Origin of the sequence: Candidatus Liberimonas magnetica (assembly GCA_020523885.1) — a bacterium.
Classification (GTDB): Bacteria; Elusimicrobiota; Endomicrobiia; order Endomicrobiales; family JAFGIL01; genus Liberimonas; species Liberimonas magnetica.
Genome location: JAJAPY010000005.1, coordinates 72410 through 84688 on the forward strand (window position 1 = coordinate 72410; position 12279 = coordinate 84688).

Annotated in this window: 13 protein-coding genes and 1 tRNA gene; 8 read left to right on the top strand and 6 right to left on the bottom strand. The window is 36.5% G+C overall.

All coding sequences use genetic code 11. The annotated features are described in order from the left end of the window. Window positions 1-27 precede the first annotated feature (27 nt). The 5 genes from LHV68_05320 to LHV68_05340 form a co-directional block, all read right to left on the bottom strand. Window positions 28-873 (bottom strand): hypothetical protein, encoded by an 846-nt coding sequence (locus tag LHV68_05320; GenBank protein ID MCB4791290.1) that lies wholly within the window; start codon window positions 871-873, stop codon window positions 28-30. Further along, complete coding sequence (locus LHV68_05325; protein MCB4791291.1) at window positions 857-1618, bottom strand: hypothetical protein; 762 nt, start codon at window positions 1616-1618, stop codon at window positions 857-859. Before LHV68_05325 ends, LHV68_05320 begins: the two co-directional genes overlap by 17 nt. Before the next feature lie 79 nt (window positions 1619-1697). Further along, window positions 1698-2288 carry a hypothetical protein gene (locus LHV68_05330; GenBank protein ID MCB4791292.1) on the bottom strand — a complete coding sequence of 197 codons (591 nt, stop codon included), beginning with the start codon at window positions 2286-2288 and terminating at the stop codon, window positions 1698-1700. 90 nt (window positions 2289-2378) lie between these two features. Continuing rightward, window positions 2379-3317, bottom strand: a complete 939-nt coding sequence (locus tag LHV68_05335) for a hypothetical protein (protein ID MCB4791293.1) — start codon at window positions 3315-3317, stop codon at window positions 2379-2381. 141 nt (window positions 3318-3458) lie between these two features. After that, window positions 3459-3785 carry a nucleoporin NDC1 gene (locus LHV68_05340; GenBank protein MCB4791294.1) on the bottom strand — a complete coding sequence of 109 codons (327 nt, stop codon included), beginning with the start codon at window positions 3783-3785 and terminating at the stop codon, window positions 3459-3461. Between the two features lie 415 nt (window positions 3786-4200). On the opposite strand from LHV68_05340, the gene LHV68_05345 reads away from it, so the two are divergent. The 8 genes from LHV68_05345 to LHV68_05380 all read left to right on the top strand — a co-directional run bounded on the left by LHV68_05345 (window position 4201) and on the right by LHV68_05380 (window position 10152). Beyond that, window positions 4201-5475 (top strand): hypothetical protein, encoded by a 1275-nt coding sequence (locus tag LHV68_05345; GenBank protein ID MCB4791295.1) that lies wholly within the window; start codon window positions 4201-4203, stop codon window positions 5473-5475. Window positions 5476-5679: 204 nt separating this feature from the next. Beyond that, window positions 5680-5934 (top strand): hypothetical protein, encoded by a 255-nt coding sequence (locus tag LHV68_05350; protein ID MCB4791296.1) that lies wholly within the window; start codon window positions 5680-5682, stop codon window positions 5932-5934. A 64-nt stretch (window positions 5935-5998) separates the two neighbouring features. Next, entirely contained in the window at window positions 5999-7291 is a 1293-nt protein-coding gene (locus tag LHV68_05355) for a hypothetical protein (GenBank protein ID MCB4791297.1), read from the top strand. A 257-nt stretch (window positions 7292-7548) separates the two neighbouring features. Then, window positions 7549-8490 carry a DNA photolyase gene (locus LHV68_05360; GenBank protein ID MCB4791298.1) on the top strand — a complete coding sequence of 314 codons (942 nt, stop codon included), beginning with the start codon at window positions 7549-7551 and terminating at the stop codon, window positions 8488-8490. A gap of 32 nt (window positions 8491-8522) precedes the next feature. Further along, window positions 8523-8690, top strand: a complete 168-nt coding sequence (locus LHV68_05365; GenBank protein ID MCB4791299.1) for a hypothetical protein — start codon at window positions 8523-8525, stop codon at window positions 8688-8690. A gap of 52 nt (window positions 8691-8742) precedes the next feature. Beyond that, a complete protein-coding gene (locus tag LHV68_05370; GenBank protein ID MCB4791300.1) occupies window positions 8743-8976 on the top strand; it encodes a helix-turn-helix domain-containing protein in 234 nt (77 codons plus the stop codon). Next, window positions 8973-10064, top strand: coding sequence for a site-specific integrase (locus tag LHV68_05375; GenBank protein MCB4791301.1), 1092 nt, complete (start codon window positions 8973-8975; stop codon window positions 10062-10064). The genes LHV68_05370 and LHV68_05375 overlap by 4 nt, the downstream gene beginning before the upstream one ends. Window positions 10065-10075: 11 nt before the next feature. After that, window positions 10076-10152: transfer RNA gene (locus tag LHV68_05380), tRNA-Glu, on the top strand. 287 nt (window positions 10153-10439) lie between these two features. Here the strand turns inward: LHV68_05380 and LHV68_05385 are convergent. After that, entirely contained in the window at window positions 10440-12194 is a 1755-nt protein-coding gene (locus tag LHV68_05385; protein ID MCB4791302.1) for a tetratricopeptide repeat protein, read from the bottom strand. Window positions 12195-12279 lie beyond the last annotated feature (85 nt).

Consider the following 12279-nt stretch of genomic DNA (forward strand, 5'->3'; position numbering starts at 1 on the left):
TCTTATTTGTCTGACTATCTTACTGCTCTATGCAAGCGGGTCTATCGAGAACATCCAGCCTTCATTATCCCATTTATTTTTCAAGTATGATAGATGGCCTTTTATTTTCGCACTACAACGGCTCTCCTTAATCCAAGTGTTGATAGGTTCACATTCAGATTCAACTATTGATGACGTGCTTAGTTGGCTTATGTTAATTCTACGTTGCCCAGCTTGCTCTATCCAGACAAATTGGACAATGTGTTTAATAGATGCCTCATTAAGCATATCTTTCCATTCAGGTTTTGAGCCAAAAAGCTCGAAACGGCTTTTGGGAATAATAATTACTTCTGGTTTTATGACACGCAAATCTGCTTTTAGGTAAGGTAATGATTTTGGGACATGCTCTTTTTTGGGGTCTTTATTCGTCTCATCAGCCTCGTGGAAAATTGTAAACTTAAATGGATTTGCAGTGCTTATCTGCTCAGAAAATTCACTTATTTCATCGCTTAAATCATGCTCAAGCATTCTTAACGCGAACCAAGTAATTACATACTGATCACGACAATCAAATGGGGTTATGTGCCTATGTGGAAAATATTGTGATTCTTTTGACGGCCACCGCGACCTGGACACAACATAGTCAAAACCTCGAACCTTGTAAATGTTAATCAGTTCACTGGGATATTCACCTTTAAAATTCTCGCAAGATGCAAAGGAAATGATGTGTTTCCTCATTTTAGACCCAATGGCCGTTATTGCCGGTGGGATTTGGAATGCCCAAGCAGGAGCACCATTAGTAAGCCAAAGCTTCTTATATATTTTTAAAAGTTTAGTTTCGTCTTTATTTAACATATTTATGCTTTCCATTTTTGATTTAGAATTGATATCCAATGTTAGCCCCAAATGTAAAGACATTACTTGATCCGCCGATCAAAGACGCTGTTTTCCGCTCCAAATCGCTGCCATTGTTTACGTCTATAAGATATAAGCCTTTATATGCATCTATTTCTATATCTTTATTCTCCATGCTGCGTGTTAATCTTAGTGCCCCGGAGACATAGATACCTTTATATACAGATATCTTAATCCCGGATCCTATAAAATATGAAGCACCGGATACATCGTAGTCTTCATTTCTATCATATATCTGCTGCGTTGTATTTGTTGTAGTGTTTTCTATCGTCTTTTCAGTCCTAACGGCAACAGACATATTTAAATAACTTATTCCAGCATGAAAAAACGCTATTTTATTCTCATCCAGGTACTTCAAAAATGATAGTCGCCAGACATTAAATCGCGGAGAAATAGTTCTAATATATCTTCTATTGTAATTATATTTAACATTCCCATTGCTATCTAGTTCTGAATACTGGAATAGGTCTGTTTCTCTATATTCATATTGATCTCTAGGGAGTAAGACTCCTAAACCCACATACCAGTCTTTGAATAAATCATATTTTACCTCAAACTTGTTTAATAAGATAGCTGAAGGGGCCGATTCCTCTTTTTGTTTGCTTATAATTGAAGTATTAACAAGATAAGGTAAGTTTTGTATAAATTCAATCTGTTCTATGCCATATTCAAGGAGTAGCTTATCTGAAGTATGGCCGATCCCTGAATATATACATAATATCATTAAACAAAGTATGCTTTTTTTCAGATATTATCCTACTTTATGATTATTTATAGATATAGACTCATTTTAATGAGTATGATTAATCTCTACTGACACCGTTATTCGTCTTATTATCAAAGTCACCAATCAGTCCTTTTGCTAAACCATTAACACCTACTATATACTTATCTTTGAGATGCTGTTCCCTTGCAACATTGATATACAATAATACCATTGCATATTTATTTATTAATATATCGATACCTAAACCTTTATTTCTATCATTACTAGCAGAAATATAGTCATTTAAAGCTTTTACTTCTTCCTTGTACACATTATTCATAAATATAGACTTTTTTAATTCATCACTCAACTGATTTATATTTTGATTATTTACAACACGATAAGCCATCTTCTCAGCCCAAAGTTCAGAAATTTGATCACTAATCAATTTAATATCAGCCTCTTTCTTTGTTAACACATCATTTAAAGATGAAACTTTTATATTCATTTCAGCTTCTAATTCTGTAGCCTTAGGAATTTTATAATCTATACAATTCTTTAAAGATAATATTTCTGTTTTTAGCGAACTATTTTCTGCCATAACAGAATTAAACCTATTTTTACTCCAATAAAACTTGTCAAATAAAAGTAAACCTAAAATAAGTAATCCGGCTAAATTAATTGCCATAATAATACTCCTCTGTAAAGCTTATAGTATCATACTTCTCTAACTACTCGCACATTTTTATGATTATATGTATCTTTATTCAAAATTTTATCAATTCCATGTTTTTATACTTTTCTTTTTTGCTACTGCTTTTTTACTTATTACTGGAGAGGTTGTTTTATAAGGTCTTTTTATTCTCATTTTCTTAACTGCTTTAATTAGTTTTGCAAGTTTGGGGTATATTAAAACGAAATAATGATAATTATTATACGCTAAATCTATTCCGCAGTTGTCATTAATACCTAATTCTTTAAGAGTAATTTCACCTGTTTTATTTGAGTAAAAATGATCAAAAAGAGATTCTCCTGGTGATACACTACTAGGCCAATCTATTTTTCCATATTTTTCCGTAAAACTTTTCGATTGGATAGGATAGTATAGTTCGAAAAGAGGTTCCTCAGTAAAATCAGCATAATATACCAGAAGTGCACATGCTTTATTATTTTTTTCCACATAACGTCTAAATGTAGAATGCAATGATGTACTATATCTTGTAGAAAGTTTGATTGCACTGTTTAAGCTCAGGGATAAGTCTTTTAGTTCTTGATCAAACCTATCAATTTGAAATTGCAGTAAAGATGCACCTAAATTTGCTTCGTAATCTAACAATTTTATAGGCTTTCGGAGAATGGTATTTTTATTATCTATATGGGGACTAAATCCAGGATACTTATTATGCCAAGGCAATATTTTGTGAGTTATTTCATGAAATGTTGTAAATTTTCTTTGAGAAGGATGTGCGTAAATAATTTTTTTATCAAAATTTATGTAGCCATATATATCAGGCTTTTTATTCTCATTAACAATCCGTTCTCCAAACAATTCCTTATATGCTTCTGAGTACTTTATCAGTTTCAGTTTTACAGCATTTACAAGTGTATCTACGGGTGTTGGGGGATTAACAATACCAGTTTCATTGAGAAGTTTGTGAATGAAATTAGATATTTCATTGTGTTTTTCCAACGTTAAATTGTTATCAAATATTTTCATGACAAACACTCCTTAAATAAAATAAGACCACACCGGTAAACCGACGTGATCTTATTTTGAAGATATACCCACCCCTAGACTGTCCATAAGGGTGATTATACATCTTTGATAATGCCTTTTCAAACAATACTCAGATTTAACCTAAAAGCAGAAGTTTGCCTTAAACGCTTTTTCAACAGCCGCCGAGACATCGTCAAGTTTATCGTTCTTGGCAGTTTTAATCCACTCATTGTATTCTTTCTTAAGCTCTTCCCTGGGGATGTCTGCTATGCTTACTTTTTCCGCCGATTTTTTATCCTTCTCCTTATTGGCTTCTACGACTCTCCAAAGCGACACCTGAAGCTCTACAACGGCAGAAATTGCCTTCCTTACGATCTTTGACATACTCGCACGTCTCCTGAACGACATGGCCTTTAAAACCCCATATTGATCTTCGTCTATCCACACCTTGATTGGTTTCTGGTCCATATATGGCCTCCTGGGGCACTGTGTGCCCTCTACTATATTATATACAAGAAAACCAAATATTTATTCACCAAAATAAGAAAAGGGTAAAAAAGGCGAGGAAATACCAGGTCACAGACAAGAAAGAAGGGATATTGGGCAAATTTCAACAAGGGAAAGTTGTAAGAAAGGTACAAACATTATCTGCATAGCCTATGCCTGAAATGACTTATAGGTCGTAAGGCCATTGTCTGTTACTCCTGTAGGTGCCGAAACAACATATATATAGGTACAGAAGCGGTCGCAGAGACCTTATTGCCTTTCGCTAGCCCATAAATGATACCTATCTTGCTTTGGAATCCTGGAAGCCGGTCCAGGAATCGCGGGCAGATAAAATAAGTAACTTAATAAATCTATAAAGAAATGATATAATTAGCACATGAAAAAACTTACACAAAAAAAGACTCAGATTAACACACTGAAAGATAAATTTAGAGAATTGGAGCGGCCCCGTGGTTACAATAGTAGGTTTTTTCTCTATAACAAAGAACTGTTGCCGGTAACTTGCATTGCTGAATTTGTTGGTCCCAGGACTGAAGAAGCAAATCTCTTCTTTTATACTTATGACGAAAATGATCCAAACAATACATATTGGATGCCGGGTGTCGATACCACAATCCCTGATGATGTTCTTGAAGATATGAAGGAAAACACACTTAAAGACACTCCTGCTGAAAAGTTCCCTTATGATGTGTACCCTGGCGATCAAATGGGTGTACTTGTTCCCAAATATATAAGTAAAGATATAGATAAAATTGAAAATTTTAAAATATTCAGACTATGCTATTTAAAATACCAAAAGTGGAATAAAGAAATAATTATTTTGCAGAACTACAAAGAATTTAATGACGCTTTTTATAAAAATAAATACGACAAGATAATCAGAGAAATAAATAGTAAAGATACTATGAAAAGGGCTGAGGGATATGAAAAACTTTACGATGAGAGGAACTATCATAAGATGATGATGTCCTTACCAGTTGAATTTTACCAACTTCTTTCAAAACAGATTGTTTTTATTGAAAATATGAATCGATTAAATTATGAAAAGCTTTATGATGAGGCTTTGAGGCAAAATGTTATGCAAGTAGAAAAAGGATCTCACAGAAATTTTCTGTTTCCTTTAGAATATTATAATTTTTGGAAAGAATTAAAGTCGCCGGAGAAAAATGATTTTTATCAAAAAGAGAAGGACATCAAAAAACAATTTATTGATGCAAAGAAGGATATAACTAAGCTTTACAAAGATTATGTCGAAAATAATTGTAAGGAAAGGATTGATGATGAATTGTTAATAATAATAAATAGGTATAACTTCGCATATAAACAAGACATTGCTAGGCGAAATATAACTTTCCGCAAAGGTGAAGATGCCTTAAAAAAAGATAATAAATATGTTAGCACTATTCATAAACGAAAAATATTTTATGAAATGCCTCAGCCTGAGAAATTTATTGGAGAGCATTGGGATGCATTAGTTTCCGAGCTTAAAAAGATAAATATTTTAAAGGAATGTAGAGAATGTCATAAATATTTTCAAAGAAATGCAGATGAAACTTTGGATAAATTTGCTAAAGGAATTAATTTTTGCGATATTGATGTGTGTTACAAGAATCATAGAACTAAAGAATTATTAGCCAAAAGTAAGAAGTAAAAACCCCTTCATTTTACAATTCTTTTATCAAACATCAAAAAACACTAAAAAACGACCTTGATTCTTGATTTAATAAGCCACCACTACTTGCTACACTGTGAGCAATGAGGAGGTGGTATTTTTATTTTCGGGAAACGCTTCGCCTGATAGCAGATAACCGAGAAATAAATTGGAAACAGGTAAAATTAAATTGGAGGAATTAAGATGGAAAAGGTAAAAGAAAACAAAGTAAAAGTTGAGAAAGTTAAAGTAGAATGTCCATTCTGTTGTTGTGTCACAGAATGTTCAAGCGACACGCAGATGGATTTGCAGTATTGTCCGGACTGTGGGGCAAGATTCAGTGGTGAATGCAAAAATTGTGGTTCTGAGATTTCACCAGTATTTGCATCTTTCTGCGTGGAATGTGGTAATCGCTTTTTCAAGACCCGTGAAGAGTTGGGTAAAATGTTTGATTTGTAATAACACTTAAGGGGCCAGGTGGTCAACTCCTGGCCCCCTAAATTCTAAACAAAAGGAGAGTTTTATGAAAAAGAAAGAACAAGTAAAAGACATGACGGTTACAAAAAGTTTCTTTTATAGGGCCAACGATGGCAGAGTGGCGGAATTGATTTACGATCCCTGCGGTGAAAAACAGAAAAACTGGGCTGTTTATGTTAATGATGGAATTAGTATTTGTGAAACACTTAATGTAGATGGTGTGCTTGTCCACCCGGGCCTAGAAGATGACATGAGTATTTTTGAAAGTGGAACGGTTCTCTTCTCAAGCGGCATAGAAGATTATGAAAGCGACGGAGCTTTGCTGGATGAGGCTATTAATTTCATACGAGATTATGTAACTGTCTCTCCAGGATTTACGTTCCTATCTGCGTTGTATGCGTTTTACTCATACATCTTTGATAAATTCAGTGTCTTGCCATACCTCCGCGTAATCGGCGAGTATGGGAGCGGTAAAAGCAGATTTCTTCAAACGGTTGGCTCCATATGTTACCGTGGGATGTTTACCGGGGGTGCCACAACAGTATCTCCGATATTCCGAATCATCAATCAGGTACGAGGAACCTTCGTTCTTGATGAGGCTGATTTCAAAAACTCCGGAGCCCGGGCGGACATCACAAAGATTCTTAATTGCGGATACATGGAAGGAATTCCCGTATTAAGGACTGAAAAAGGCAAACCCAGGGCCTTTCAGGTGTATTGTCCTAAAATACTAGCCACAAGAGGGGAATTCCAGGACCAGGCTCTTGAAAGCAGGTGCATCACTGAGGAGATGGTACTACAGCCACAATCGCATGTCCCTGACATTCTTACTAATGACTTCAAAATCAGGGCTCAATCCCTACGCAACAAGTTCATGAAATGGCGATTAGTGAACTATGGAAAAGCTATAGTGAACGACAATATTGTATTTCCTCAAGGCATTGAACCGCGACTTAAACAGATACTAAGGCCGCTGTTTAGTGTTTTTGAAGACCCAAAGATCCGCAAAGTGATTATTGACTTTGCAATGCAGTATGACAAAAAGATAGTGGAATCACATAAATCTAGCGTTGAATACAGCGTATTGGAAGCCATTGAGTACCTTCGTGACATGAAGGTTATCCCGATATCAGAGATAGCTAAGCGTGTTAGTGAAAAGGAAGAGGATAAGAAGCTCACACCTAAGAAGGTCGGCGATATAATACGCCGAAGATTGTTGATGCCTACAGAGCGGAAAAGCCATGGTTATGTCATGAACTATGATGAGAGTAAGCTGAAAATGCTCAATCGTAGGTATGGTGTAGTCAATGGCGAGAGGATGAACGTCATCAACTTATAAGATGGGTATGTTCATGCTTCTAGGTGAAGCACAGCCAATGTACAGATGAAGTTCATTAGCTGAAGTACAGTATAGTTACGTATAGTGCAGCAGTGAGGAAGCGGTGCCACAAGCCACCGAGCCCTCACTTAGATAGGAGGATACGATGAAGGAATCATATTATGGCGGTCCCTAATAAAAGCATCATAAATGCTGTGTTTGACAGGTAATTGAGGTATGTATGGGTTATAACCCAATAAAATTTAAAGGAGCGTAAAATGAAAACTTATATCGTAAAAATGCAAACCGGAATAGAAGAAAGCATTGAATTTGTAAAAAAGAAGCTGGCTAATTTCGCTGTAAACGTGGGATTAAAATGCGGCCATGCGTGTACATATTGCAGCAGCAGCTCTTTGTATAGAACGCATCCGATTTTTAAAGAAATCGGAAAAACTGCATTCGAACAAGGATTTTGTGTTGTTGATCCAGGTATAGCAGAAAGGATAAGCCAAGATCTGCACATACTAAATGAAAACGATACTGTCATGGTATGTACGCTTTCTGATGCCTGGGCACCTGAGTCGAAAAAATATGACCTAGGTAGACAGATCCTTGAGGGACTCTTAAAAACCAAATGTAAGGTCAGAATTCTTACCAAAAATGCTTCTGTAGCAGAAGACCTTGATATTATACAAGAATTTGGTGGTAGAGTTTCATTTGGAATAAGCCTTACAGCAACTAGAGCCAAGGAGGAAATAATCTCTGCAATCGAGCCTAATGCCTCAAGCATTTCAGAGAGGATCAGTGTTATCAAGAAGGCACATAGACTTGGAATTCCTGTTTTCGGTATGCTGTGCCCGCTTTTACCTGGAATATCTGATGATAAAAAGTCCATTAAAGAACTCCTAAGGATAGTTAATGATGCTGGGGCTCAAGAAGCATGGCTTGAACCGGTTAATCCTCGCGGGAACGGACTAATATTGACTGAAGAAGCCTTATCTAAAGCTGGCTATAAAGAAGAAAGCCGTCTTGTCTGCGAGGTAAGGCATAATAAATCCTGGGTAAAGTATACAGAGAACCTAGTCAATAACATCAATGAAGCAATAGATGAAATGGATATAACCGGTCATGTCTTGCTTTATAAAAGCTCATTTAGATCAAATAAGTTGCCAAGGTTTAAGGGAAAAGCGGATATTATATGGTTGGTAAAGGTCGAATAAAGAACTTAATATTAAACAGAAGGGATAAAACGATGAAGAAGAACACTAAAAAACAGAGTTCTGATAGTTTAAATAAAGCGAAATTCAAATTTAAACCTGAAGAAATGCAATTTTTAATGAATGAACTGCTGTATAAAACTGAAAAAATAATTTTGGGTCAAAAAATCGTAGAAGTAAAAAATAAAAAAGTCGATAAGTAAAAAAGATTCTACTATAGATTTCAGAGGGTAATAGTATGCATGGAAGAAGAAGATGGAAGAACATTTGTTAAACATTAAAGAATTAGCCCAGTACCTCAATGTCAAAGTAAAGGCAATATACAACATGGTTTATGAAAAAAGAATTCCAAAAATAAAGGTCGGCAAACTGCTACGTTTTAATAAAACTCAAATTGACGCGTGGCTGAAGCTCAACACCACCGTTCCTTTTGGAATGGAAAAATGCTATAATGCAAATCAGGTGGAGGGTGAGGAGACAAAAAAATGAGTGTCCGTCACCCGCCTAATAAGAAATGGATTTACGATTTCCGGCATCTCGGTAAACGATACAGGAAACGGTTCAAGTCCAGGAGTGCCGCAGCGAGAGCGGAAGCTCAAAAACGGTTAGGGCTTAATAGTAATCCTGACCATGATGAGCGGATAACTTTCAGAAATGCAGCTCAATTGTTCTTTGAAAACCATTCGCGAACTAGCAAGGTTGTATGGAAAGATGATAAAAGCAAGATTGAATATCTTAACAGTCTTTTTGGAGACAAGAAGCTGAAGGACTTTACGTCTTTTGATATTCAGTGTTTGCGTAATAATCTACAGGAAAAAGGGCTTAATTCCGCAACAATCGATAAATATCATGCTTTGATTAAGACGATATTTAATAAAATGACACAGTGGAAAAGATTCAGCGGCCCCAATCCTGCCAGCGAAGTAAAACTCAAAAGAGAACCGAATGCTCACATCAGGTGTTTAACCATGGATGAGTTAAGGTTGCTGGAAGAGAATATTAAAGATGATATAGTTTTTCCGTACTACCTAGTTGCTCTCCATACCGGAATGCGAAGAAGTGAAATTTGCAGGATGAAATGGGAAGACATAAATATGATTGCTAAAACAATTTATGTTCCTATATCGAAGTCCGGCAAAGCAAGGCATATTCCGATGAACGATGTAATTTATGACTTGCTTGCTGAACTTTACGGTTCAGGAAAAGATGCCCAAAGCAAAGTCTTACGTGACTATGATCCTACATACATCTCTCATCGGTTTATTAAGAAATGTAAAAAACTTGGCATCAGAGATTTTAGGTATCACGATTTAAGACACACTTTTTCGAGTTATCTGGTTATGGCAGGTGTAAACATACACACGGTTAGCAGATGGTTAGGACACGCTTCGATCGCGATGACAGAGAAAAATTACACGCATCTGTCGCCTAATTATCAGAATGAAGAGATACAGCATTTAAACGAGCTGTCAATTCATTCACAAGAATCAAACAGGACAACTTTTGGACAACTTTTTGATATTCAGGGGAATTCAGTAATACCAGAAAATCAAAAACACATTGAAAAATCAATATAATATAAAAGCTTGCCGCCATCGTCTAGTGGTCCAGGACATCGCCCTCTCAAGGCGGAGATCACGGGTTCGACCCCCGTTGGCGGCGCCAAAAATACTGTTTAATTGAAATATAATAGAAGCATTTACGTAAGCGAAAGATTGATAACCGTACAGGGGGCGAAGCCAACTCGAAGCGCCCACTAATGTGGGAAAAGTCCCGCCACAGCGGGACGGCAGCGAGAGTGGCCGGCTGCGGGTGAGCGAGTGAAACGAACGAAGGAGCAGTACCCCCGTTGGCGGCGTTTTTTTATAAAGTTAAGAAAAAGTTAAATATTAAATAAGATGTTTTGAAGTTCACTTACTCCTTTCCCCCCTGATCCCTGTGCTCTGCAGTTACTATTCCACCATCTGTTTTAACATCACTATAGCTTTTTGATTTTTCGGGTCTATGGCGAGGACTTTTTTGAGCTCGTCAGCGGCTTCTTTGAGTTGTCCTTGGTAATAGTAGGCTGTGGCAAGGTTAAGAAGAGAGTCTGTCTGGCCGGGGTTTATTTCAAGGGATCTTTTCCAGTAGCTAATAGCTTTTTCCCTCTGGTTCAACAAGAAATATATGTTTCCAAGGTTATTTAAAGGCCCGAAGATGTTCGGATTAAGCCGGCTTGCTTTCTCGTAGTTACTTATCGCTGGTTCCCAATTCTTCTCTTTGGCGTATATCCAGCCCAGTTTTTCATAGATCGATGCCTTATCAGGATATTTTTGTGCCAGTTCTTCAAGTTGGGCAACGGATTTTAGAGGTTCTAATACTTTTTCATCGAAAAAGTCCGGAGTATTTGCTACAGCTTTCTCTGCGATGTAGGGTTCAAGCACTTTTTTAAATGAAAAGAATCCAAGGACTATGGTTAAAATTACCCCAAAGACACAAACATTTTTTGACAGCTCCCTTTTTTCAAAATAAGTATCATTAAAACTCTCTATTATTCCCATCACCAAAAAGAAGTTAAGAGCGGATATTATAAACCGCATATCTACGGAAAACATATTTTGGACAAGTATCCCTGAACCTGAAGCGATAAGCCCTGACATGATATATCTTTGTGCGCCCTCCTGTTTTTTAAGGAGTATTAAAGAGTTTTTATAAAATGCTGATAAAAGCCATAAAAAAATGCCGAAACCTATAATCCCTGTTTCAGTAAGATACTGAACATACTCGCTGTGGGCGTCGTTTACAATGAACTGGTTCTGGGGCCAGATCTTTTTAAGTTCTTCGGAAGCAAACTTTGGAAAATAAATATGGAATGTCCCAGGCCCTGTGCCTATCCACGGACTTTTTGACCACATAACAAGAGAGTCTCTCCATATAACGGTATGAGCCTGGTGCCTGGACCAGATATTTTTTGTAAAGAAACCAAAGGCTGCAGCTATTGCCAGAAACAAAACAAAAATATAGGATTTTGATTTTATTGCTTTAATATTTAAAAAAATAAGTATGAACATAGAAAAAATAAAACCTATGTATGCCGCCCTTGTCCTTGAAAGGTATAAAGCAAAAAGGCCGGCGGTAACTGCTATAATGAAAAAACCCCTGGAATAAGGTTTTTTGTATGCAAAGATGAGACTTATGGCTATCGGAAGGACTATTACGATATGAGCGGCAAAAAAAATCGGGTTTCCGAAAGTAGACATTACCCTGCCCATTTTAGGGACAGAGAATATCCATATTCCTCCCGAGTATTGGAGTATACCGTATATAAAAGCAAGAAAACTGCCAGCTACAAAAAAGTTGAGAGCCCATTTTCTTTTTAACTCAGAATCGATGATATGTGAAGCTACAAAAAATGCGGTTATTGAAAGGAGCCCCCGCTTTAATTCGCTTAAAGCGACCGCCCTGTCCGGAGACAAATAGTAGAATGCGATACTAACAGCGCCGTAAACGAGTAACGGGAAGAAAACAAACGAACGCCTGATAAAGAATTTTGCCTCTAGAAATGAAAAAACAAGCCATAGATAAAAAATGCCGTAAAGACCTGTTTCAAAGAGAAGCAGCTTGGGGCGGGAAAGCTTTACATCAGGGAATAAGGGGGTTAAGAAAAGTATTGATAAAAAAAGAAGGAATGTGATGAGGTTTGATCTGTTTTTTAGGGTTGCTTCCATGAAATAGTTTAGTAAGAACAAAATTATAGATGAAATTTAATCTGTGTAATTTGTCTTAATCTGCGCAATCAAGGGGGTAATTTCA

Coding starts and splice junctions, on each gene's coding strand:
- LHV68_05325 (MCB4791291.1), bottom strand. CDS start 1,618: ATGATATTATGTATATATTCAGGGATCGGCCATACTTCAGATAAGCTA.
- LHV68_05330 (MCB4791292.1), bottom strand. CDS start 2,288: ATGGCAATTAATTTAGCCGGATTACTTATTTTAGGTTTACTTTTATTT.
- LHV68_05335 (MCB4791293.1), bottom strand. CDS start 3,317: ATGAAAATATTTGATAACAATTTAACGTTGGAAAAACACAATGAAATA.
- LHV68_05340 (MCB4791294.1), bottom strand. CDS start 3,785: ATGGACCAGAAACCAATCAAGGTGTGGATAGACGAAGATCAATATGGG.
- LHV68_05345 (MCB4791295.1), top strand. CDS start 4,201: ATGAAAAAACTTACACAAAAAAAGACTCAGATTAACACACTGAAAGAT.
- LHV68_05350 (MCB4791296.1), top strand. CDS start 5,680: ATGGAAAAGGTAAAAGAAAACAAAGTAAAAGTTGAGAAAGTTAAAGTA.
- LHV68_05355 (MCB4791297.1), top strand. CDS start 5,999: ATGAAAAAGAAAGAACAAGTAAAAGACATGACGGTTACAAAAAGTTTC.
- LHV68_05360 (MCB4791298.1), top strand. CDS start 7,549: ATGAAAACTTATATCGTAAAAATGCAAACCGGAATAGAAGAAAGCATT.
- LHV68_05365 (MCB4791299.1), top strand. CDS start 8,523: ATGAAGAAGAACACTAAAAAACAGAGTTCTGATAGTTTAAATAAAGCG.
- LHV68_05370 (MCB4791300.1), top strand. CDS start 8,743: ATGGAAGAACATTTGTTAAACATTAAAGAATTAGCCCAGTACCTCAAT.
- LHV68_05375 (MCB4791301.1), top strand. CDS start 8,973: ATGAGTGTCCGTCACCCGCCTAATAAGAAATGGATTTACGATTTCCGG.
- LHV68_05385 (MCB4791302.1), bottom strand. CDS start 12,194: ATGGAAGCAACCCTAAAAAACAGATCAAACCTCATCACATTCCTTCTT.